Here is a 25,328-nt window from a genome sequence, read left to right as displayed (position 1 = left end):
TAATGTTTAAAGCTGCTTAGCTTCGTTAAGTAATAATTCTTTAGTTTTTAAAATTCCTTCTTCAGGTTCTAAACCAGAACCTTCATATTCGACACCAATCCAACCTTCGTAACCAGAGTCTTTTACGATCTTCAAAATTCGACCAATATCTAATGTTGTTTCTTTACCGTTTTCGTCGAATTCGTAAGTTTTTGCGCTCACTGCTTTTGCATAAGGGATCATTTCTTCGATTCCCTGGTAAGTAGGATATTCTTCGATACATTCTGTTCCCCACATTTTTCCGTCTTTTCTGCGTAAACAGAAATTCCCAAAATCGGGTAGGGTACCACAGTTTGGTAGATCTACTTCTTCCATTACTTCAGCTAACAGTTTACCATTGCTGGATAAACCACCATGATTTTCTACAAGTACGTTAATCTTTTTTGAAGCAGCGTATTTGGATAATTCTGTAAGTCCTTTTACTGCATTAGATTTCCATTCGGCTTCATCATTACTTCCAAATAAATTTACACGAATAGCATGGCAGCCCAAAAATTTTGCAGCATCTACCCATCTTTTGTGTTTTTCTACAGCATCTGTTCTTTCCTTATCCTTGATAGCAGCTAGATCACCTTCGCCATCAACCATGATTAACACGTTTTTAACATTAAATTCGGTACTTTTTGCTTTTAAAGTATCTAAAAGTAGCGAAAAAGCAGCTTCAGGATCTTCAGCATCTCGATATTTATCGAAATAAAGTTGATTCACATATTCAATACCATCAAAGCCAAGTTCTTTAGCTTTCTCTGCAAAATCTACTGGATCTAATTCACCTTCGTGAATTGGTTTTTCTAAAGACCATTGTGCTAAGCTTAATTTGAAGAAAGGCTCATTGCTTACAGTAGAATCAATGGCTGCAGAGCTATCGTCTTTATTTTCAGCTTCCTTATTTTTACAGGAAAGCAATGATAAATTAAAGACAATTAACCCTAAAATTACGATACGGAATCGGGAAAAATTGCTATTCATATAATTTGTTAATATGTTATAAAAAAATGTAAGATTGATTTTTTTTGAGTTCTAAATGTATAGTTTTTTTCAAAGATGTGAAATTATACGCAATAATTTATATATTTGAGAAGATTCGATTATCAAATTATTAACCAATAACATTACCGTGAGCAAAAGTTATTACGAAAACGATACCTATGATGCCATTGTGGTTGGAACAGGTATTAGCGGAGGTTGGGCCGCAAAAGAATTATGTGAGAAGGGATTTAAGACCCTTGTTTTAGAAAGAGGTCGTATGATAGAGCATGTGAAAGACTATCCTACGATGAATGATGATCCTTGGGATTATAAATTTAAAGGAGAGCAAACCCGCGAGGAAGCTGCTCGCCAGCAAAAACAAGCACGTACAGGTTATACTACAAATAAGGCCAGTGCGCACTGGTTTGTAGATGACGTAGATCATCCATATAACGAGACTAAAAGGTTTGATTGGATGCGTGGATACCATGTTGGTGGACGTTCTATTATGTGGGGTCGCCATAGTTATCGTTTAAGTGATCTGGACTTTGCAGCGAATAAGAAAGATGGTATTGCAGTAGATTGGCCTATTCGATATAAAGATATTGCGCCTTGGTACGATTATGTAGAATCTTATATAGGAGTAAGTGGTCGTAAAGAAGGACTTACACAATTACCCGATGGTAACTTTTTACCACCAATGGATCTTAATTGTGTAGAAGAACATGTAAGAGAAAGAATTGCAGAGAGCTTTGATGGACGGGTGTTAACCGCTGGTCGTGTAGCACATATTACTGGAGATAAAAAATTTGAAGGACGCTCTAATTGTCAGTTTAGAAATCGTTGTATTAGAGGATGTCCTTATGGAGGATACTTTAGTAGTCCATCTTCAACTTTACCTGCAGCTAGTAGAACGGACAATATGACCTTAAGACCTTACTCTATTGTAAGCGAGGTTTTATACGATCCAGATACTAAAGAAGCTACCGGGGTTAAGGTAATAGATACTGAAACTAAAGAAGAAATGGAGTTTAAAGCCAACGTGATATTCCTTTGTGCTTCTGCCATGGCTTCTACAAGTATTTTAATGCAATCTAAATCTGATAGATTTCCTGAAGGATTAGGAAATGATAGTGGAGAGTTAGGACATAACGTAATGGATCACCATTTTCAGGTTGGAGCCTCCGGAAAATTTGATGGATTTGAAGATTCTTATTATAAAGGAAGAAAACCAAACGGAATTTACCTTCCAAGATTTAGAAACCTTACAGATAACGAAGGATTAGACTTTATTAGAGGTTATGGTTACCAGGGTGGTGCTAGCCGTGGAGATTGGCAGGAAGCTGTAGCCGAGCTTGGTTATGGTAAAGAACTAAAAGAAGCGATCGTTAAGCCAGGAGGTTGGACGATGGGACTTTTAGCTTTTGGAGAATGTCTTCCTTACCACGAAAATAAGATGACTTTAAATTATGATAAGTTAGATAAGTGGGGATTACCAACTATAACTTTTGATGCTGAATTTAAAGAAAATGAACTTAAAATGCGTAAGGATATGAAAGAACAGGCGATCGCCATGCTAGAAAAAGCAGGTTGTCGTGAAATTTCTTCTTACGATAATCTTGGAGCTCCCGGTCTTGGAATTCACGAGATGGGAACTGCACGAATGGGTCGTGATCCTAAAACTTCGGTTTTAAATGGTAACAACCAGGTTCATTCAGTTAAAAACGTATATGTTACAGATGGTGCTTTTATGACGTCTTCTGGATGTCAAAACCCTTCATTAACGTACATGGCAATGACTGCCAGAGCTGCAGATCATGCTTCTAAGAACTTTAAAAATTCGTCTAACGCATAAACCAAAATCATGAATAGAAGACAGGCCTTAAGAAATATAGGATTAGGAGCTGGAGTGATGGTCGTTGGGCCAAGTACTTTAAGCTTATTGCAAAGTTGTAAAAGCGAACCTTCTTACGACTGGCAGCCTTCATATTTAACTGCATCTAATGGATTTATTCTGAAAGAAGTGCTGGATATTATTCTGCCTAAGACAGATACTGCCGGTGCAAGTGAATTAAATATAGCTGAATTTATCGATTCTTATATGACTGAAGTAGCACCAGAATCTCAGCAGGAGGATTTCAAAAAATCTGCTGATGCTTTTGCAAGTGCTTTCGAAAAAGAATTTGATAAAGATCCAGGTAATGGAACAGCCGAAGAATACGATAAAATAATAGCAAAATATTTAAAAGCCACTCCTGAAGAAAAAGAAAGCTTCAGGCCAAAGCGAACTACTGAAACTCAGGATCCGCAAGACAAGACTCCAGATGATGAAGATTTAATGAATCATGATGCTGGTGCGCTTGCTTACTTAGAAACAGTAAGAGATATGGGAATTTGGGCTTGGAAAACAAGCGAACAAATTGGAGAAAACGTACTTTGGTACGATCCAATTCCTGGTGAATATGTTCCTTGCGGCAGCGTAGAAGAATTTGGTGGCGGTAAAGCAATGTCGCTTTAAAATTCAAATAACTTCAGTTTTTATGGGTTTTTAAGCAAAAATTGAAGTATATTGTGAGGAGTTAATTTATCAAAGAAATTGACTTAAAAATTACTAATTATCCGGAAAAAAGCTGTCTTCTAAAAAAAGACAGCTTTTTTTATTGAATCTTGGTATTTTACTTTTTTGAAAAATAATCGATTTTAGAACTTCAGGTAAATCGAAAAAAATGGAAATAAACACTTAGCTGAAATTCGATATTTTCAGCAATAATTTTTTCTGAAAATTTTATCTAACTAAAGTATAAATATCAGTTTTCCAGTCTATAGAATTTCCTCCCATTTCAGGATTATTATTAAAGACCTCTAAAACCTGTTCGCTAAGATTTAGATCATGCCTTTTCGCGTAATCTTGCAATTTATACCAGCCGTAATGCGTAAAAAGGTAATTTCCGTTAAATACAACGTGCATCGCACTAAACGATGGTAAGGTTTTTAATTTGATTTTTTCCGTTTCTGGCAGGCCTTCTTTTTTAATGATAGGAAAGCAAAAATCGAACTTAATTTCATTGGTTTCTTTATCCCAACTTTTAACTAAAACTCGTGGTTTTGCAGGCATTTCTAAATCATGTTCTAAAACATAGTCTGATAAATAACCAATATTGGTCATCATAAGCATGGCTTTTTGTTGTAGCTGCCCTTTTAAGCTCATACAAGCGCAATCTGTTTTTGGCGCTTTTGTTTCGCCTAAGATTTCGATATTATAATTGCCTTTATCGTCTTCAAGCGATTTTCTAAGAATTTCGAGCTCCGCTTTAAGACTGTCTTGTTCTTCACTTTCTCCGGTTAATAAAGAAATACGATTAGAAATAAGGTTTTCGGGATGATTTACTACTGCTTTTACTTGATTTACAGAATCATTTATTGGTGAAATATTCCAATCGATAACCAAGGATTTGTCACTAAAATCGAGCTCGTGGGTTACGCTTTTATTGAGTTCTTGGTCAAGGATTTCAGCATCATTAAAATGATCATATTTCCAATATTGTATTTTTTCATAAATAATACCACTTGGAGTATTGGTGGTAAAGGCGATGCTATAATCGTAGGGTTTAACAGCAAGATACCAAATAGAAATACCAACTAAGCCTACGATCAATAGTCCCAAAAGTAATTTCTTCATCGATTAAAGTGCTTTTACATTTAAGGTGTTAACTACATGTTTTCCCAGGTCGATTCCCTGGTCTAGACCATTTTCGATAGCTGCACGATAGTGGATACCACCATAAAGTCTGCTTAAAGCCGCTTCTTGCGCTGCATTTCTAAAAGAGGTGTATTCCCTTTCTGGTAATCCATAACGGACTTCAGTGTCATCTAAGAACTGAAATTGATCACCAAATAGTTGCGTTAATATTTCTGCTGAAGCTCCACTTACCACAGAATGTCCACTGGTGTACTCTGGAAATGGTGGTGTTTGTAAAACCGGCTTCCACTGGTCGTCGATATACTTATTGATTAGCGTTTCCGGGCGTACCAAATTACTACGGTATTTTTCGTCCCAACAACTAATAAAAGCATCGGCAATTCCCATACTTGTTGTCGTATAAGCGTAAACGGTTTTATCGAAATCGAGATTAGCTCTTCTACCGGCAATTTTTGTAATACCAATCCAGTGACCACCAGGAGTGATCTTTTTTGTTGCAAACATTAAATGCCCACGTTGGGTAGAAACATAAGGATTACAATCCCAAAATTTGGCGATAGACATTTCTTCAGATTTGTTACCGCTTATATCCATTTCGTTTCGTACTTCATATACCTCCATCAATTCTTTGTAAAAATCAGATCCTTCTTCCATGGAAAATTCGGGATGAGGTTCTGGCTTAAATTGTGAAGCTGAATCTAAAGTGAAAGGCCTAATCTTCATCCAATGTGGTTCTATTCCATCCATATAGGTTGGGGGAGTAGGTTGCCATCGCGAAACATCTTCAGTATATACCGAAAATTTAGGCATCGTACGCGTTTCTTTGTAATTGTCTTTATCGATCCATTTTTTAAATGCATCTGCAACCTGCATTCCGTAGGCTTCAGAATTTGTAAAGATCTCTTCATTATTTTCTTTCCAGCTTACAAATAAGCTATCCCTGTAATTGGTAATTTCAACTTCAGAAAAAATAAGCGTTTTACCAATTTCCAACTGCGCGATCAAGGCCGCCATTTTGTAATCGATAGCTTTGGTCGTATCTAATGCAGGGATAGAAATATCTGCATTTATCCTTTTTGTGAGTGATTCGAATTCGGGATTATGCTGTGCTACGATCTCGTAAGCAGCAAGATTGGAATACGAATAAATTCGGCTTGCTACCGGTGGCGAGAAAATATCGTGCACCATGATATTGGTGATCTGGTCTAAAGAGGCATGATAATCTGCCGCACTTATGTTTATCGCTTCAACATTAGTGTTCTTATCATCTGCACAGCTGCTAAAAATTGCAATACTTAAAAGTAATACTAGAGCTTTTCTCATGCTTAGTTGAGTTTATAAACCTGTGGTTTATGGTTGTTATAGGTTACTAGTAAATAATCCTGATCTTCAAAATTTAAAATATCAAGACTAATTACTGCTTTTTGCGTAAAATTAATACCAAGATCTTTGGCTTCGATATAAGTGTCGACAGATTGCAAGATACTGCCGGCGAGTTGATCAAATTTGCCGTGGTATGGTATTGTTCCAAAATAATTACCGCCAATTAGCATCTCGGTTTTACCGTCTTTATTAAAATCGTGTTCTAAAAATGCTGTTATTGGCGAAATTTGCAATGAATTTTTAAAAGCTTTAAAACTGAAGTTTCCATCGTCATTTAAAAGATATCCTGAAGCTAATGTTTCAACCTCTAAGATTTCAGATTTTTCCAGCTGTTCCTTATCGAAAATTTCTTCTATGCTTTTGCCAGCAAAACTTTTATAATTGGGGAATTTTTTGCGCAGATAAGACAATTGTCCTACCAGCATATCTAAACCATTTACGGGATAATATTTGCCGTTTTTCTCCTGGGCGAGAATGGTTTCTGTGCTTCCATTGTTATCAAAATCAAGATAATACATTTTTAGGGGATTTTCCCGGTTTGCGACTAATTTTGTATTTAATCCCCAGTTTCCTAACAGGTAATCTTTATCGCCATCGCCATCAATATCAAATTCAGCGATACTTTGCCATAAACCTTTTAAACCAGCTTCAATTTTGTAAGGTTTAAGCTTTCCATTTTGATTTTCGAAGAATTTTGGCGCCATCCATTCGCCAACAACAATAAGATCTATTTGGTCATCATTATTAAAATCTGTCCAAATCGCATCGGTAATCATTCCTATCTCACCGAGTTCATTTTCCTTATCGATACTGAAATTTCCATTCTCATTTTTCAATAAAAATGACTGCGGAATTTTACCAAAATCGTTAGAAACCGCTGCACCGCCAATAAACAAATCTAAATCACCGTCATTATCATAATCGGCCGCCTTTACTGCACTTCCGTTTTCAAAATATTTCGGGAAATCAGTTTTGCTGAAGTATTTTTCCTTTTGAAGATACAAACGATCTAATAAAGCTTTGTTCTCACCATAATATTCGCCGCCGCCAGAGACTACCAACAGATCATTTTCACCATTATTGTCAAAATCTTCAATAACTGCGGAAACATCTTCGGAACGCATGTCTTCCTCTAAAGCCGAAATTGTTTGTTTTTCGAAGGCATTTTTGGTTTGAAAATAGATGGCAGAATTAGCGAATTTCGCACTTCCGAAGAAAATATCATCTTTCCCATCGCCATTAATATCTTTAACCACCACCGCAGGACCACGATCTGAAATTTGATACGGAATTAGTTTTTGGCGATCAAAATCCTGGTATCGATTTTCCTTGTGCTCATAATCTAAACCGGGTAAAGAATCGATCTTTGTAAACCAGGCTTTTTTCTTCGTAAACAAATTGGCATAATTTACTTTTTCAAGACTTTCTGCCAGTTTTATGTAAAGCCTTTGCCCTAAATCGATATTCGATAATTTCTGAATAGAATTATCTGGCCAGATCACCAAAAGCGAATCGATTTTTGAAGCATCCTGAAAACCAAAATGTAACACTGCTTCAGAAGCCGATTGAAATCCGCGTGTGGTAAATAATTGTTTTACCTGTCGATTACCATTTTGATAAACAATTGCTTTACTACCAATCGCTTGGATATTCGGGTTTTTATATTCCAGTTTTATTTTCAAGTAATTTTGATTGTTTTTAGCAATTCGGTTTTCATAAATTCTTGCCGGTGCATTGATATTATTGGTAACAATATCCAAATCACCATCATTATCGAGATCTGCATAAGCAGAACCGGTACTCATAATACTATCTTTCGAGATCCAGGCACCAGAAAGATCTTGAAAGTTTAAGTTTTTATTTCCTTTAAAAATTCGGTTAGCAACCGCGCCAGAAGGCATCATTTCGATCGCTTTTTTATCGATTTTGTTTCCCTGGCTTAGTTCTTTCTGAATCTGATTATTTGAGACATATTTTATATAATCGTAGTCGTTTGGGCGTTTCGGAATTCCGGTAGAAATAAAAACATCCTGATGTCCATCCAGATCGTAATCTGCAAACAGCGCACTCCAGCTCCAATCTGTTGCGGCCAATCCGCTAATTAATCCCAGATCCTGAAAGTACTCACCACCCTGATTTATTTGCAGCATATTTCGGCTAAACTGCTCATGATAATGCAGGCGTTCACTTTTCATTTTATGGATATCTGGCGAGTCGTCACCCATGCTCGCTTTGATCACTTTTTCATCATCGGGGAGCATATCTAAAGTGAGAATATCTAAAAAACCGTCATTATTCACATCGGCCACATCGCTTCCCATAGAGAACCTGCTGGTATGCCCAAATTTAGATTTCAGGCTTTCAGTAAACGTGCCGTCACCATTATTCAGGTAATAAAAATCGTCTTCATGAAAGTCGTTACTAATATAAATATCAGTAAAACCATCGTTATTAAAATCGGCTGTAGTAATGCCAAGTCCGTATCCGTTAGGGCCACCGTAAATTCCGGCTTCTTCACTAACATCAATAAAGTGACCGTTATCGTTTCTTAACAATTTATCGCCACTTTTTTCGCTTCGTTTTTCCCTAATTTCAGCAGGGCCGTAGGTGTTTACGGTATGCACGGCATGATTCAATAAATACATGTCTAGATCGCCGTCGTTATCATAATTAAAAAAAGCAATATTGGTACTATAATTCTGAAAATCTAAACCAAAATCAGCCGCTTTTTCGGTAAAAGTTCCGTCGCCATTATTGATAAAAAGCTCATTTTTTCCTTTTAATCCATTTATGCCCACAACGGCACAAACATAAATATCTAAAAGTCCGTCGCCATTAATATCGATAATCGCTGTACCTGTATTCCAATCTGAATTTCCTGCAACTCCAGCGGTTTCAGTAATATCTTCAAATTGCAGGTTTCCTTTGTTCAGAAATAATTTATTAGGAACCTGGTTTCCTGTAAGAAAAATATCGGGCAGACTATCGTTATTGATATCGGCAATCGCCACGCCGCCACCATTATAATAATACAGGTAATCTAAAATATTTAGACTATCAGTTTCTGTTAAGTTGTTGCTGAAATCAATATTGGTGATTTTAGCATCTAATTCTTTAAAAAGGGGAGGAGTGGCAGGTTCCTGAACTTCCTTTTCGTTCTTAGAACAGGCCGCTAAAACAGCAAAAATGAATATGTAGCAAATCTTTTTCATTACTGAAGTTTGTACAATTGCGGTTTCTCGTCGTTAATTCCTACTAATAAGCACTTTTCGCCTTTTTTATTCTGAATTATTTTTAAGTCACGAACCTGACCTTTAAAAAATAAGCCTGTTTTTTCTGAAGTTTCAGCTTTAAAATTACCATTGCCGTCGTTGATTAATACAAGACCATAATTTGCATCTAATCTTGAAAATTGAGGTTTTAGATCGTAATCATTTCCTGCAATTATAATATCCAGATTGCCATCATAATTAATATCCATGGTTTCTATGGCATGAATAGAACTAAATTGTGCCTGCGCCGGCATTTCCTGAACTTCAAAATTTCCATCACCTTTATTTATCGCGATAATACTTTTAAAACTGCTAATTTCTTTAACCAGGGCCTTGTCTAAAACCTCCTTAGAAAATAACTGATCTATAGATTTTGTCGCGTATTCAGCGAATTTCAGGTTTTGTTTCTTGACCGAGGAAATCTGGCCAGAAAGTTCTCTTCGTAAATGAATAGGCACATCTTTTCCGTTTATGGTACGGGTAAAAATTTGCTCGGTTGTACCGTTATTATCAAAATCGCTGATGTAAACTTTCACCGGATCTTCTTTACTGGCGTTATAAAAAGAATTAGTACCACGATTACCCAAAATTAGATCTGGTAGCCCGTCTTTATTAAGATCTGCGACTTTCATGCTATTCCACGCTCCAGAATATTCGCTAAGATTAGAGGTTTTTGGGCTTAATTTTTTATCCTGAATTTTAAAAATGTTAGGAGCCATCCAATCGCCGGTAAGGATAAGTTCTGGCGTTCCATTATTGTCGATATCTACCCAACTTGCATCGGTGATCATACCAAGATCGTCTAAAATAGAAGTATCTAAAGCGTTGAATTTCCCATTTCCAGCGTTTTTTAATAATTGATGAGTTGGATTTACACCATAAACTCCCGGAATGCTTCGATAACCGATAAATAGATCGGTTTTTCCATCTTTATCGAAATCATTTGCCGCAATAACCGCCGCATTTTGATCATTTATAGGTAAAGCAGAATCAGTTTTGCTGAAATTTCCTTTTCCATCATTTAAATAAATTCTGGTTTCATATTGCCCTTTTTCAGCATAAATATTATTTCCGCCAGAAATTAAGATTAGATCTTTAGAATCATCATTATTAATATCTGTAAAAATCGCGCCGGTTTCTTCAAAAACCTTGGATTCTTCAGTTTCGTCTAAAATGCGTTGTGAAAATTTCCCGTTAGATTGCTGAATATAAACTACGCCCGACTGGTTTCGTGCTCCGGCCACGTAAAAATCATCATTTCCGTCGTTATCTATATCACCAACTGCGATTGCAGGACCTTCCCGAGAAAGCATCTTATTTATCAAGCCTTCATAATCGTAATCTATATAGTTATCTTCTTTATGCGCGTTAAAATTGTTATCGATTTCTTTAAAATATTGGCTGGATTTAAGCTCTGGGAAGTTAAATTCTTCAGCTTCCTCCTGGTTGAAAACTACAAGCTTATTAATGCCAATATTGGTTTTTAAAGAAGCGGTTTTATTTGGCCAGATTACACGAATGGAATCAATTTTTTTAGTTGTTCCCAAGCCAAAAGTTAAGTTATAATCTGCGGAAGACTGAAAACCACGAGTAGGAATAAGCTGTTGTGTTAATTGATGATCTTCAGTATAAACCGTTACTTTACTGCCAATGGCGAAGGTGTTTTTACCGTTCCCTTTAAGCTGAACCTTTGTGTAATTATGATCTCGTTTTTTATTGGTTTCGTTACGGTAAACAAATAATTCCATATTTACATTGTTCACGATAAGATCTAAATCACCATCATTATCCATATCGCCATAAGCTGAACCATTAGAAAAACTAGGCGTATCAAATCCCCAATCTTCTGTCGCATTGATAAAGCTTAAATCGGCATTATTTTTAAATGCATAATTAGGAATAGGAGTGCTGGGCATTTCGTTTAATATAGAGTCGAATTCTTTCTTTTGCCCGGTAATTACCATATCCTGTAGAATATCGTTGGCGAAGAAATCCATAAAATCCTGGTTGGTAAGATCGTGATAGATGCCGTTGCTTACATAAATATCTTTAAATCCATCGTTATCCATATCGAAAATTAGTGCGCCCCAGCTCCAATCTGTTTGTGCTACACCGCTATAAAAAGCAATTTCAGAAAAGCTGTTATTTCCATTATTTAACTGAAGACTGTTTTGCATGTACTGATGAAAGAAATCACGATCTTCCTTTAATTTGTGTAGGTCATAACGTTCAAATTCACTGGTGTTTTTTAAACGTTCATCACTTTCAGGAAGCATATCCGTTACGAAGATTTCTGGTAAACCATCGTTATTTATATCGGCCATATCGGCTCCCATCGAAGACATACTAAGGTGAGCCACCTGATTTTTGATGTCTTCCCTAAAAGTCCCATCGCCATTATTGATGTATAAATAGTCGCGCTCGTAAAAGTCGTTCGAAACGTAAATATCTGGCAACATATCATTGTTTACATCACCAAGGGTAACCCCAAGTCCAAAGCCAATTAGGCTACCAAAAATACCGGCTTCTTCGCTAACATCGGTAAATTTGCCATCGTCGTTTCGTAAGAGTTTATCGCCACCACCTTTAAAAACATCAGGTAAATCCCAATCCTTACCGCGTAATTCTCTTTTGTTATTATAACCTAAGCTTGATACCGGGATAAAACTGTTATTTAGGATGTAGACATCTAAATCGCCATCAAGATCGTAGTCAAAAAATGCAGCGTGGGTTGTAAAACCATCTTCATCTAAATTGTATTCTGAAGCAGCCTCGGTAAATGTTAGATCGCCATTATTGATAAAAAGTTCGTTGCGACGATCGTCACCTTCTATATTTCCTGCATTTGAAACATAAATATCCAATAAACCATCGTTGTTGATGTCTACCATAGTAACTCCGGTAGACCAGGACCTGTTTCCCTGAGTTCCTGAAGATTTGGATATGTCTTTAAATTTAAAGTCTCCCTGATTAAGATAAAGCTTGTTTTTTCCCATGTTTGAAGTAAGATACACATCGGGAAGACCATCGTTATTGATATCGCCAATACCAACACCGGCACCGTTATAGAAATTTCGATACCTAAAAATATTAAATTCTTTTTCGTTTTTTACATGATTGATGAAAGAGATGCCAGTAGAATCTGCAGGCATTTGGGTAAAAAGAACATCTTTAGGTTCTTCTTTTTGATCTTCTGAAGTGTTGTTACAGGAATAAAATAAAGGAAAGAGCAATACTAACCCAAGTACCTTTGTGAAGTTTGAAAGTGATGATAATTTGTTCATAGTGGGGTACGCTGATTAAAAAACCTTCAAGTAAAGAAAAATAATTAAAAGAAAAGAGACCTAAGTGACGGAAGGCCGCCTCTTAAGTCTCTTAAAAAGCATGACTAATCCTAATATCCCGGATTCTGCGTCAGATTCGGATTTGAAGTTAGAGCCACAGAAGGAATTGGGAATAGTACTCTAAATTCTTCTGTATTATCTTTGAATTCCCAGGTAGAAGTAAAGGTTCCAAATCTAATTTGGTCTTGTCTTCTCCAGTACTCAGTGTATAATTCACGTCCACGTTCGTCTAGCATATCTTGTTCAGATAAAGAAGATAAAGGACTAGCTTCTCTAAGTTCACGTAGGTCGTTAACCATAGTTAAAGCATCTTCAGAACTAGAACCACCTCTCATAATAGCTTCAGCTTTCATTAAATAAGCATCTGCAAATCTAAAGACTACAACATGCCCAGTGTAAGCTCCGTTTGATGGATGGTATTTAAGTACACGAATTCCGTTTCTTTCGTTGTTACCTAAAAGTCCTGGGAAATCTCTGGTAAATACCAGTGGATTACCAGCTCTATCGGTTAATTGAGAACCATCTGCACCATATTGCTGATTTATAAGGAAACCTTTACCGATATAAGTTCCGCTTGAATTACCATCAAGAGGTACATAACCACGTCTTTCTTCCTGTCCAGATCCTGGTGTATTTACATTTGGATCTCCTTCGAAAAGGTCATAGAATTCAGCTAAAGTAGAGAAACCATTCCATCCACCAGCTGCGTTATCGTCTGTTCCTTGTGCATAGTGTAGGGTAGACCACATTCTGTTACCAGCACTAGAAGTTGTATACAGAATTGTCTCTGTATCATCTGAAGGTTCAAAAATTTCGAAGAAACCTTCCTGAAGCTGAAAACCTTCACCCATAATCGCATCAACATGATCTACAACCGCAGTCATATCTGCAGCCGCAGCAGATCCTGTTCCTAAATAAATATGCTTGTTAAGGTATAATTTCGCTAATAGATAATGAGCAGCAGCTTTAGAAGCCTGCACTGTACCATCACCAGGTCCTATGCTTGGTAAATTTGCCATCGCATCGTTAAGATCCTGCATAACAAATTCAAAAGCTTCACTTCTTGTCATTACTCTAGGATTTACATCTGGTCCTTCGTCAACTTCTCTAAAAGGAACCTGCCCGTAAAGATCCATTACCCAAAACATATGGAAGGCTCTTAAGAACTTTGCTTCAGCCACTTGCTGTGCGCTGGCATTACTCTCTGGCGCAATGATCTCGGTCAAGTTAAAGATAGCCGAGTTAAATGCATTCCACGTATTTAAAACAAAATTGTGGTTTGCATCCCAGGTATGCTGGTGTAAGGTTCTCCAAACTCCGTTATCACCCCAGTCTGTACCTCTAGTAGGGATTAAAAGCTCGTCTGAAGTACCTTCATTAAGTCCGTATAAATTTTCGTGAGTTTCTACATTTCCTCTAAGGCTGTTGTAGGCGTTACTTAAAGATCCTGCAACATCAGAAACACCTGTAAAGTCTCCAGTAGTCTGCACACGCGATACAGAATCTGTATCTTCTAGCTCCAGGTCTGTACACGCTGTGAAAGAACCCAGCGCTCCTAAGAGTATTGAAAGTTTTATAAATCTATTTTTCATAATAATTTTTTAAAATGATACGTTCAACCCAAAAGTGAATGTTCTTGGCTTAGGATAAGCAGTATAATCGATACCTGCAGATGGAATTCCATTTAAAGCTTTGTTGGTATCAACCTCAGGATCTAAACCAGAATAATCTGTAATTACAAATAAATTCTGCCCGTTTAGGTATAATCTCAAGGTGTTGAACATGCTACCTTCGTTAAGATCGAAGTTGTATCCTAAAGTTGCATTTTGCATTCTTAAGAAATCTCCTTTTTCCAGGAATCTTGTAGATACATCTGGAGCATTAGAAGCAGCTTCACCGTTATCAACTACATTACGTGTCACATTACGACCATTATTTAAAGCACCTTTAGTAAAGAATGCGTTTTCAGTATTATTATAGATATAGTGACCATACTGTCCTGCCATGAAGATAGATAGATCCCAGTTTTTATACTCTGCTCTAGTAGAGATACCAACATTGGTTGTTGGAAGTGCACTCTTACCTATAAAGCTTTGTACATCACCGGCAGGATAGATACTTTGTCCTGTTTCATCAAATCCACCAAACTCTCTTAGGTAGTAAGAAAATAATGGCTGTCCACCAGCAAGTAACTGAGCAAATGCACCAGTAAGCCCTTGTCCATTAATTTCACCAGTTCTGTTTTGCCCGGCATAATCTTCAACCATGTTATCATTATAAGCAATGTTGAACCCAAAGTTCCAGAACCAATCATCGTTATCTACAATGTTGTAGTCGATAGCAAATTCAACCCCCTTGTTAATTACATGCGCATCTAAGTTTTGATACACGAAAGGCTGTGGTGAAGGTTGTGCAGAGAATACCTGAATAAGAAGATCTGTTGTATTCTTATAGTAGAAATCTAAAGATCCGCTTAATCTATCCTGCATAAATCCAAAGTCTAAACCAAGATTGGTTTGGCTTGTTTCTTCCCACTGTAAATCTGGGTTTGCAAAAGAAACCTGAGTCACACCAGGACGGTTAATATTTCCGTTATCCTGAATTCCGAATCCTGCATATCGCTCTCTAACCGTGTACTGGTTGTAAGGAATTTCCTGGTTACCCGTAATACCATAACCTAATCTAAGTTTAAGAGTAGAGAAAGTTTCTGGAATAAAATCTTCTTCTGCTAATTGCCATGCAAAAGCTCCAGAAGGGAATACCCCATATTTATTGTTTCCTCCAAATCTTGTAGAACCATCAGCTCTTACTGTTGCAGTGAATAAGTATTTTCCTGCAAGCTCATAATTTACACGAGCAAAATAAGACTGTAATTCATCTGTAGTGTTAAAACTATCGTAAGCTACAGAAGTTGGCCCAATTCCAGATGGAGAAGTTAAATCTTCTGTTGCAATATTTGGGAATAATCTGGTTACAAAGAAACCGTTAGGATCGTAACCATATTGCTGATAAGAACCTGAAATATTATTTCTTAAAATGTTATTTGCAGCACTTAAGCTACTAGTCATAGCTCCTAAATCTTCGCTCTGGAAACCAAAACCGCTAACATTATATCCTTTTCTTTCAAAATCCTGGAAAGAGTAACCAACTAATGCTTCAAACTTCGAGTTTTCGAACATTTTTTGGTAATTCAATGTGAATTCCATTAAACGGTTAATAGACTCTACCTGGTTTAAATTTCCACGACCATTTCCTGGTACACCAGATTGGATTCCTGTTAATCCTCCAGAAATTGCAGCTTCTCTATTAGATTCAGAAGTGTCGTATCCTAAATTTAATTTAGCGTCTAATCCTTCGAAGATCTCATAATCTGCAGAGAAATTTAAAAGAACACGATCTGTTTCAGATTGATCTGAAGTAAATTTTAATAGAGCCAAAGGATTGATAATACTTCCCAGTGGCTGAAAATCTGGATCTGCTGGGAAAGTTGGATTTGCCTGATAAGCAGATCCTAAAAGATCTCCCTGGAAACCTGCATTATTAGATATTGGCGCTCTGGTATCATTTACTCTGGATAATGTAGACTGTAAATTCAGTTTTAATTTATCATTGAATAAACGCTGAGTAATATTGAATCTTCCTGAAAGACGCTCTAAAGCAGAGTTTTCTACAATACCTTCCTGATCTGCATAACTTAAAGAAGCTCTATAGTTACCAGTATTGTAAGAATCTGCATAAGAGAGATTGTGAATCTGTGAGAACGCTGTTCTAGTGATCTCATCCTGGAAGTCTGTGTTACCGCCTTGATCCAAAACAGCAAGATCTCCACCTAATTCTTCTACTGCAGATAGATATTCATCTCTATCCAATAGATCGTATTCATTTGCTGGAGAAGCTAAACTTAAAGTAGTACCATAATCCAGTCTACCTTTGCTACCTCGACCAGATTTTGTAGTAATAATTACTACACCGTTCGCACCACGAGACCCATAAATTGCAGTTGCAGAAGCATCTTTTAATACACTCATGCTTTCGATATCTGCAGGGTTTAAGAAGTTAAGCGGGTTTTTTGCTGAACTTGATCCAAATCCAACATCGTCTCCACCAGAAGAAACCTCGTTTCCTGCTAATGGAACACCGTCTACAACAAATAATGGATTGTTACCACCTCTTACAGAAGATGTACCACGAATTCTAATGTTTACGCCACCTCCAGGCTCACCACTAGTTGTAGTGATCTGTAAACCTGCAGTTTTACCCTGAATCAATTCTTCAGGAGAAGAAATAACTCCCTGGTTAAAATCTTCAGCAGAAACAGTTGCTACCGCACCGGTCGCATCTTTTACTGTAGTAGATCCATAACCAATTACAACTACTTCGCTTAATGCAGCTGCATCTTCAGATAGTGTGACGTTAATAGTAGAACGTCCATTAACCGGTACCTCTTGTTGTGAAAAACCAACAAAGCTAAAAACGAGTACTGCGTCATTTGCAACATCGTTTAGCGTAAAGTTACCGTCAAAATCTGTTGTGGTACCATTTGAAGTACCTTTTACCAGAATGTTAACCCCTGGAATAGGCATTGAGCCATCTGTTACTGTTCCCGAAACCGTTTGCGCTTTTGCAAATGAAAAACTTAAAACGGCAAGCAGAAACAAACTGATCCTTAATAATCCTTGTTTCATAAAAATAATTTTACAGTTTGATTAACTAAACCTTATAATTTCCAGGTGTAAATTTAATAAAAATTCACACTAAAAATCAATAATTATGAAATTGAAAAGGTTATCGTTTAAGGAAAAAACAAAATTCAATGCTTAATTTTTACAATATGATAATTGTGTGTTTTTAACACTTATTTGAAGCATCTCAATACTGGTGCGGTTTCAGCAGATTTTAACAGAAAATAAGCGTATTTCCAACGTTTATGAGTAGAATTGTTGAAAACTCTGAAAAAAAAATCTAACAAATCTTATTTTACGGCTATTTTCAGGCTTTTTTCGGCAATTTTGACTTCAATTTTCTGCGTATTTTCGATAAATTCACCGTCAATTTGGAAAGCAATAGGCTTTTTACAACGAATCTTTGCTGCTTTGGTAGAAATGGTTTCAGCAAAGTTTGGATCAAATTTTACATCTTCTCGTAAGGTGCCCAAAATTTCTGTAATATCGATGTTTTTAAAGATGATGATTTCAAACTTTCCGTCGTCGTGTTTTCCTTCAGGATTAATATTAGCGCCGGTACCATATTTCTTGCAGTTGGCAATGGCAAGCATAATGCCTTTGTGATTATAAATCTCTCCATCTATTTCTACCTCATATTCATAAGGATATTTGCTTTTTATCAACGTAGGAATAGATTGCATTAAATATCCAAACTTGCCACGAACAGAAGACGATTCGTAGTTTCTAATCAACTCAGCATTTAAACCAATATCACTTAAATGTAGACATAGCTCGTCGTTTACCTGTAAAACATCCAGATCGGTGAAATTATCACTTAAAGCAATTTCGATTTGTTGTTCTCTATTATCAGGAATACCAAGATTAAGCGCTAAGCCATTTGCCGATCCTGCCGGAAAAATGGCAATAGGCAAATCTTTATGAAATAGAGCTTCAGCAACAATCTTTACCGTACCATCACCACCAACTACGAGTACACGGTCTGGCTCAAATTGCTCGATTTCATCCTTTATTTTTTGGATGTCGTTTTCTCCGGTTGTTTTAAAGAGTTGAAACCTGCAGTTTTGTTGCTCTACTGCGCGTTGTACTTCTGTAATTAGGTCGTCTTTTTCTTCTCCTCCTGAAATTGGGTTCACGACCATTAAAATATTCCTAAAGTCTGCCATATCGATATAATTGCGATTAAAATTAACTAATTTGGAGCTAGCCTATTCTTTATAAAAAATTAAAAAATTTGAAACTTGACTTAAAACTTTATCGCGGCTATGTAAATGATCAGGAATTAGTAGTTTTTGGTCATCTTTTTAAAAGCTGGGCGCCAGATAAATATCGTTTAGATCGCAAAGGCATAAAACATACTTCTGCCATAATCCATAAATTCAGGATCAAACCATTATCTAATTACGAGCTACATCTTTGTTTTAAAGGAAAAGAATGGAAAACAAAAACCATGGAAGATGGCTATTTTAGGTTTACGGTTCCTTTTGAAGAAGAATTAGAAAGTGGTTGGCACGAATACGAAGTTGTTGCCAAAATGGAAGATCAATTTGGAATCATCGAAAAAGGAGAACTATTAAAACCTTATGATAGTCAGCTTGGCATTATTTCAGATATCGATGATACATTTTTAATTTCCCACAGCAACAGCTTTTTTAAGAAGCTTTATGTAATGCTTTCTAAAAATGTAAATCGCCGTAAGATCTTCGAAGATGTTGTAGACCATTACAAAGCTTTAAGTAAAGCAGGGCAGGACAGCGAACAAGCTTCAAATTCTTTCTTTTATGTATCTAGTAGCGAATGGAATTTATACGATTTTATTGTTGAATTTGCCGAAATGCACGATCTACCTAAAGCGGTTATCAAACTGAAGAAAATAAAAACCGGAATTTCAGATTTTGTAAAAACGGGTAGGGGAAGTCATGATCATAAATTTCAGAAAGTAAAAGATATTATCTCATTTTATCCAAATTTAGAGTATGTTTTACTTGGAGACGATTCGCAACAGGACGTGCATATTTACGAGCGAATTTGTAAGACTTATCCAGAAAATGTAAAATCGATCTATATTCGACAAACCGGGAAAAAACAAAAAGAAGAGATCACAGAAGTTTTAACAAATATCGAAAGTTTGAATGTTGGCACCTGCTATTTTAAAAACAGCGAGCAGGCGATTGCACATTCTAAAAAAATGGAAATTATTTAGACTGAAATTGGCCATTTTGAAGCGTGATTTTTCAATCTGATCTTTAATTGCTATAAGATTCTTCTGACCTTTTAATTTGAAACTTAGCAATTCAGTTTCTATATTTTAAGACACTTTTTTTAAAGCGGAATCTTATCTTCGCAATCCGCTAAAATTTTTATTGTGAATTTAGATCAATTTGTAATCAAAAAGCTTGGCCTACCGGCTAAAAGTGTTCAAAATACCATCAAATTACTTCAAGAAGATGCCACGGTGCCCTTTATTGCGCGTTACCGAAAGGAGCAAACCGGTAATTTAGATGAAACCCAAATTCAGCAAATATCAGAAGAGCTTCAATATTTCAACAATCTTGAAAAAAGAAAGCAATCTATTCTGGAAGCCATTGAAAATCAGGATGCACTTACCGATCAATTAAAATCGAAGATAGAAAATGCTGAAAATCTTACGATTCTTGAAGATCTATACCTTCCATTCAAAAAGAAACGTAAAACCAAGGCTGATACCGCAAGGGAAAACGGATTAGAACCGCTGGCAAAAATAATTATGGCGCAAAACTCGCCAGATATTTATTCCGCAGCATCGAAATTCGTTAAAAATGCGGTTAATTCTGAAGATGAAGCGCTGGAAGGAGCAAAACATATAATTGCTGAATGGATTAACGAAAATCAATTTGTAAGAAAACGAATCAGACAGTTATATTCAAGACGAGCTGAGATTTCCTCTAAAGTGGTTAAAGCAAAATCTGCTGAAGAAGATGCGCAAAAATTTCAGCAATATTTTGAGTGGGACGAACCTTTAAAAAGAATTCCGTCGCATCGATTTTTAGCCATCTACCGCGGAGATAAAGAAGGGATTTTAAAATTGAAGATCGAAGTCGACAAAGCGGAAGCCTTAAAAATAATTACCGATGCAATTATCAAAAATCGACAATCGGCATCGGCAGATTTAATTGAAGAAGCAGCGAGTGATGCGTATTCCAGATTGTTAAAACCATCTTTCTTTACTGAATTTTTAAATGAAACCAAGCTAAAAGCAGATGAAGAAGCAATTAAGGTTTTTTCGCTGAATTTAGAGCAGTTGCTAATGGCACCGCCTTTGGGTGAAAAACGAATTTTAGCAATCGATCCTGGATTTAAATCGGGCTGTAAAGTGGTTTGTTTAGATGAAAACGGAAAGTTAGAGCATAACGAAAATATCTATCCGCATCCTCCACAAAAAGAACGTAGTCTTGCTGCGAAGAAAATAAAATCGCTGGTAAATGCTCATAAAATTGAAGCGATTTCTATAGGAAACGGTACGGCAAGCAGGGAAACCGAGCAGTTTGTAAAATCGATTCCGTTTGATCGTGATCTGGAAGTTTATGTCGTAAACGAAGCGGGAGCTTCAGTATATTCAGCTTCAAAAGTGGCTAGAGACGAGTTTCCTAATTACGATATTACGGTACGTGGTGCTGTTTCTATTGGTAGACGATTAAGTGATCCTTTGGCAGAATTGGTAAAAATAGATCCAAAATCTATTGGAGTAGGGCAGTATCAGCACGAAGTAGATCAAAATCTCCTGAAACAGCGTTTGGATACCACAGTAATGAGTACTGTAAATAAAATTGGGATCAACCTGAATACCGCGAGTAAAGAATTACTTTCTTATGTGAGTGGTTTAGGCCCTTCTTTAGCTGAAAATATTATAAAATTACGTACCGAAAATGGTGGTTTTCAATCTAGAAAAGAATTACTTAAAGTTCCGCGTTTAGGGGCCAAAGCCTTTGAACAGTCGGCTGGATTTTTAAGAATTAGAAATGCTAAGAATCCTTTGGATAATTCTGCCGTGCATCCAGAAAGTTATAAGATCGTTGAGAATATGGCGAAAGATCTTTCTGTGAAAATTTCAGAGATGGTAGGAAATAAAAAGAAACTTCAGGAATTAAAATTAGAGAATTATATCACAGAGAATACGGGATTGCCGACTTTAAAAGATATTTTGGCAGAATTGGAAAAGCCGGGCGTAGATCCCAGAGAGAAAATTAGCATGTTTTCTTTTGATGAAAATATACGTGAAATTACCGATCTTAAGAAGGGAATGAAATTACCGGGATTGGTTAATAACATTACCAATTTTGGTTGTTTTGTAGATATTGGTTTAAAACAAAGCGGCTTGGTACATATCTCTAAATTATCGAACACTTATGTTAGCGATGTGACCCAAATTGTGCGATTAAATCAGGAAGTAGAAGTTACGGTCTTAGATGTAGATCTGGATCGGAAAAGGATTCAGCTTTCTATGATAGATTAAAAAAAATCCCTGCAAATTGCAGGGATTTTTTTGTTAGGCGTTTTTAGTATCTTCTTCTTGGCCTAAATTCTTCCTGATTATAAAAATCTTCATCATTTCTAATTCGGCCTTTTCGTCTGGACTCGATCTCTGCGTCAGTTAAATATTCCTTTTCTCTAACCCAATTTCCATCGTCATCGTAGGTTCTGGATGGTTTAAAATTAGGATCTGGTTGACCAGAAGTTGCTCGTAGATGAGCTCTTTCTCTTTCCATTCGCTCTTCATCAGTTTCTTCTCGATCGTGATGAACTTCAGATTTGTATTTTAGATTTGCTCTTTCTCTTTCAATGCGATCCTGAGTTGTTTCTTTAGTTGTTTCTTTTTCTGAATATCCTTCATTTGAATACTTTGGTCGGCTTTCCCTTTTTCTTGCGCTGTACTCACTTTCAATATATTCATCCTCTTTTAAAGGATCATGTTTTCCTTTAATTTCGTTAGGACGATAATTGGCCTTATAAGAAGATAGAATTTGTTTTTCGTAGTTCCTGGAGATAGGCTCACCGGTTTTATAACGCTTGGTAGCTGCGAACGTGTTATAATCTAAAGAATTGGTGTGCACGTACTTTTCTTCTGGATGAATATCGATCAATCCAATGGGGATAATGATATGATTCTCTCCATCTTTGTTTATAAATTCTTTAAATCCCGAATCGTTATTTGCTGAAAAAGGATCGTGATTTTTATCGATTATCGATTGGTTTACTTCAACATCAACATAAACCACTTTTCCTAGATCTTTATTGGCAAGTAAATTATCTACTCTACCAATACTTTTTGCATCACGATCTCTTACTTCCCAACCGCGAATATCATGATCGTTTTTAGCTATTTTATAATCGCCTAATTCATTTAGACTATATAAATGTTTCTCTTTGGTTTTCATAACATTTTGATTTAGTAGGTTAACTGGTTTAAAACTGGAAGATTACTTTGTTTGAGGATGCCGAAGATGCTTGTGTTTCGCTTTGGCCAATTTCTTCAAGGGAGCTATTATCCTCGGTATTATCGCTTTGCGCACTTCCGTAGAAATATAAGAAAGCCAATACGCCAACAACGATAATAACAATGATCCATGGCCATATTTGTTTCTTTTTCTCAATTCTTATTTCTGCCATAATAGATTTTATTTGGTTGATTGCTTTATAAAATTAGACAGGTAGCTTGCTAAATAGCATTAAGGAAAAAGTAAACTATTGTTAATTAACGAAGTATATAGAGCAGTTGCAAAAAAGTCATAAAAAAAGCGAAACCAGGATTACCGATTTCGCTTTATATAAAAATAGTCTGTTATTATCTAAAAGTACCGGATGGAAATACAACAACACTTTCGTGGGCATTTTCTCCAACGGCAGCTACCCCGAAGAAGAAATTATCGATCACTATTCCGTCTAAAGTGAACTCGCTAACATTTTTCACAAAACGAGAATGTTGCCATTGTGGAGCGGTAGTATCACGCCAGTAAATTTTGTAACCGACAGCACCTTCTACAGATTCCCATCTTAGTTTGGTATCTGCTTCTACAATTCCGCCAATTTCAACTTTTTCTGGAGCCGGTGGAGACCAGGCCAGGCTTGCCAGGTTTATAGCATTTACTGAAGTCAGTTTCTTTGCGTAATCAAAATTAACACCTTCGATCACGTCGCCATATTCGATTCCGTTTTCAGTTCTAATATCCTGGTGTTGGCGGTTATAATTTTCATGCGCTTCCATAATACGAACTCCGGCGAAACCAAGATCGTTAAATGGGCGGTGATGACCACCACGGCCAAACCGGTCTAAACGATAGATCATCATAGGATTCATTTCTGGCATATAGGTTTTGGTCGTTTTATGAATGTAGCGCGCTAATTGTCTTGAAATACCGTCAACTTCACCGCCATAGAATCTACGCATGGTACGTTCTCTTTCAGTTTCGGTAGGAGGAACCGGTTCAGAAAATATTCTGAAATCACGATTACTAATCACACCGTCTACGCCTTCAATATTACCGATCATATCGTTATTTAAGATCCCGATGATATCCCAGTTATTCTTTTTAGCATATTCGGCTAAGCCTTTACCGCCAAAAAGTCCCTGTTCTTCACCACTAAGACCAACATAAACAATGCTGTTTTCGAATTTGTAGTTAGATAAAACACGAGCAGCTTCCATAGTACCGGCCATTCCGCTTGCATTATCATTAGCTCCCGGTGCGTCAATTTTAAAATTCATTGTATTGCTAGCTCGAGAATCTATATCACCACTCATAATGATATAGCGATTTGGATACTTTGTTCCCTTCTGAATAGCAACAACATTTACAACCCAGGCATCTTTGGGAATTCTACTGCCATCTTCTTTTTTTACAAAGTCCTTTTGGTAAAAAACATCCATGCAGTTACAATCTGAAGCAATATTGTCGAACTCAGATTTAATCCAACGACGAGCAGCGCCAATTCCGCGTGTATCAGAAACGGTATCGCTAAAAGTATTTCGAGTACCAAAGCTTACCAGCTTTCTTATATCAGCTTCGATACTATCTGCTGATATTGAAGAAATAATATCATAAATTTTAGGGTCTGTGTCCTGTGCAGAAACAGTTTTGCCGGTAAGTAATATTACAGACAACATCAAAATGCTAATAGGTAATTTTTTTAACATAAATAAGGTGGTTTTTGGATTTGTAATTTACGTAAACTTTAAGCCTTCTTGCAAATTAGGATTTCTCAAAATAAAAAAAGCTGCTCTTTTTCCCAGAGCAGCCTCAAATCTTTTATTAGTGAAAACTCTACATTTTCGGTAAAAACACTGTATCTACAACATGTACAACTCCGTTTGATTGGTGAACATCTGCAATTGATACGGTAGAAATATTACCACTTGCATCCTTAATTTTTAGCATATTACCATCCATCATTGCAGTAATTTTTTGACCATTTACTGTTTCGAAAGAAGCCATTCCGTTACCTTTTTTAATAGCTTTCATAATTTTAGAAGCGTCATATTTTCCGGCGATCACATGATAAGTTAAAACTCCTTGCAACGACGGTTTATTTTCTGGCTTAAGCAAAGTTTCAACAGTTCCTGCCGGTAAATTTTCAAAAGCATTGTTTGTAGGAGCAAAAACGGTAAAAGGACCATCACTACTTAGGGTGGCTACGAGATCTGCTGCTTTTACGGCTGCAACCAAAGTAGTGTGATCTTTAGATTGTGATGCATTTTCTACGATCGTTTTGGATGGATACATTTCAGCGCCACCAACCATTTTAGTTTTTTGCGCACTTAAATTGGCACTAACAAAAAGTACAAATGTGAAGCTGAATAAAAATGATAATTTTTTCATGATAATAAGTTTTAGTTATATCATATAAACGAAAAGATATTGCCCTTTGGATTTTTAAATTATCATAATAAATGGTTAAAATATAT

16 protein-coding genes are annotated in these 25,328 nt (G+C 36.5%); 4 read left to right on the top strand and 12 right to left on the bottom strand.

Features of this window, described 5'->3' with window-relative positions; genetic code table 11:
• Positions 1-6 precede the first annotated feature (6 nt).
• The gene (locus BM201_RS07840; protein WP_092541337.1) at positions 7-1,008 is read right to left on the bottom strand and encodes a sugar phosphate isomerase/epimerase family protein; all 1,002 of its coding nucleotides are present in this window, start codon (positions 1,006-1,008) and stop codon (positions 7-9) included.
• A 148-nt stretch (positions 1,009-1,156) separates the two neighbouring features.
• Between BM201_RS07840 and BM201_RS07835 the strand changes: the two genes are divergently transcribed.
• Both BM201_RS07835 and BM201_RS07830 read left to right on the top strand, forming a co-directional pair.
• A complete protein-coding gene (locus tag BM201_RS07835; RefSeq protein WP_092541335.1) occupies positions 1,157-2,863 on the top strand; it encodes a GMC oxidoreductase in 1,707 nt (568 codons plus the stop codon).
• A gap of 9 nt (positions 2,864-2,872) precedes the next feature.
• Positions 2,873-3,526: a gluconate 2-dehydrogenase subunit 3 family protein gene (locus BM201_RS07830; RefSeq protein ID WP_092541333.1), complete on the top strand. Its 654-nt coding sequence runs from the start codon at positions 2,873-2,875 to the stop codon at positions 3,524-3,526.
• Positions 3,527-3,793: 267 nt separating this feature from the next.
• On the opposite strand, the gene BM201_RS07825 is transcribed toward BM201_RS07830, so the two are convergent.
• From BM201_RS07825 to BM201_RS07795, 7 genes are all read right to left on the bottom strand, one after another.
• Positions 3,794-4,687 carry a GyrI-like domain-containing protein gene (locus BM201_RS07825; protein WP_092541331.1) on the bottom strand — a complete coding sequence of 298 codons (894 nt, stop codon included), beginning with the start codon at positions 4,685-4,687 and terminating at the stop codon, positions 3,794-3,796.
• Between the two features lie 3 nt (positions 4,688-4,690).
• Positions 4,691-6,031 carry a vanadium-dependent haloperoxidase gene (locus tag BM201_RS07820; protein ID WP_092541329.1) on the bottom strand — a complete coding sequence of 447 codons (1,341 nt, stop codon included), beginning with the start codon at positions 6,029-6,031 and terminating at the stop codon, positions 4,691-4,693.
• Between the two features lie 2 nt (positions 6,032-6,033).
• A complete protein-coding gene (locus BM201_RS07815) occupies positions 6,034-9,303 on the bottom strand; it encodes a VCBS repeat-containing protein (protein WP_092541327.1) in 3,270 nt (1,089 codons plus the stop codon).
• Positions 9,303-12,647 carry a VCBS repeat-containing protein gene (locus BM201_RS07810; protein WP_092541325.1) on the bottom strand — a complete coding sequence of 1,115 codons (3,345 nt, stop codon included), beginning with the start codon at positions 12,645-12,647 and terminating at the stop codon, positions 9,303-9,305. The genes BM201_RS07815 and BM201_RS07810 overlap by 1 nt, the downstream gene beginning before the upstream one ends.
• Before the next feature lie 110 nt (positions 12,648-12,757).
• Positions 12,758-14,299, bottom strand: coding sequence for a RagB/SusD family nutrient uptake outer membrane protein (locus BM201_RS07805; protein WP_092541323.1), 1,542 nt, complete (start codon positions 14,297-14,299; stop codon positions 12,758-12,760).
• A gap of 9 nt (positions 14,300-14,308) precedes the next feature.
• Positions 14,309-17,392: a SusC/RagA family TonB-linked outer membrane protein gene (locus BM201_RS07800; RefSeq protein WP_092541321.1), complete on the bottom strand. Its 3,084-nt coding sequence runs from the start codon at positions 17,390-17,392 to the stop codon at positions 14,309-14,311.
• Positions 17,393-17,679: 287 nt separating this feature from the next.
• A complete protein-coding gene (locus tag BM201_RS07795) occupies positions 17,680-18,555 on the bottom strand; it encodes a diacylglycerol/lipid kinase family protein (protein ID WP_092541319.1) in 876 nt (291 codons plus the stop codon).
• A 68-nt stretch (positions 18,556-18,623) separates the two neighbouring features.
• Here BM201_RS07795 and BM201_RS07790 point away from each other — a divergent pair, with 68 nt between their 5' ends.
• Positions 18,624-19,592, top strand: a complete 969-nt coding sequence (locus tag BM201_RS07790; RefSeq protein ID WP_092541316.1) for an App1 family protein — start codon at positions 18,624-18,626, stop codon at positions 19,590-19,592.
• 162 nt (positions 19,593-19,754) lie between these two features.
• Positions 19,755-21,881: a Tex family protein gene (locus BM201_RS07785; protein ID WP_245758602.1), complete on the top strand. Its 2,127-nt coding sequence runs from the start codon at positions 19,755-19,757 to the stop codon at positions 21,879-21,881.
• Between the two features lie 43 nt (positions 21,882-21,924).
• Here BM201_RS07785 and BM201_RS07780 read toward each other — a convergent pair whose 3' ends face one another.
• The 4 genes from BM201_RS07780 to BM201_RS07765 form a co-directional block, all read right to left on the bottom strand.
• Positions 21,925-22,803 carry a PRC-barrel domain-containing protein gene (locus tag BM201_RS07780; protein WP_092541312.1) on the bottom strand — a complete coding sequence of 293 codons (879 nt, stop codon included), beginning with the start codon at positions 22,801-22,803 and terminating at the stop codon, positions 21,925-21,927.
• A 28-nt stretch (positions 22,804-22,831) separates the two neighbouring features.
• Positions 22,832-23,035, bottom strand: a complete 204-nt coding sequence (locus BM201_RS07775; RefSeq protein WP_092541310.1) for a hypothetical protein — start codon at positions 23,033-23,035, stop codon at positions 22,832-22,834.
• 175 nt (positions 23,036-23,210) lie between these two features.
• The gene (locus tag BM201_RS07770) at positions 23,211-24,530 is read right to left on the bottom strand and encodes a M28 family metallopeptidase (RefSeq protein WP_394333734.1); all 1,320 of its coding nucleotides are present in this window, start codon (positions 24,528-24,530) and stop codon (positions 23,211-23,213) included.
• 157 nt (positions 24,531-24,687) lie between these two features.
• The gene (locus BM201_RS07765) at positions 24,688-25,242 is read right to left on the bottom strand and encodes a fasciclin domain-containing protein (RefSeq protein ID WP_092541306.1); all 555 of its coding nucleotides are present in this window, start codon (positions 25,240-25,242) and stop codon (positions 24,688-24,690) included.
• Positions 25,243-25,328 lie beyond the last annotated feature (86 nt).

The sequence above is a fragment of the Zunongwangia mangrovi genome (assembly GCF_900112105.1).
Lineage (GTDB): Bacteria > Bacteroidota > Bacteroidia > Flavobacteriales > Flavobacteriaceae > Zunongwangia > Zunongwangia mangrovi.
Note: the sequence above shows the minus strand (reverse complement) of the source record. Positions and strands in the feature narration are given on the sequence as shown.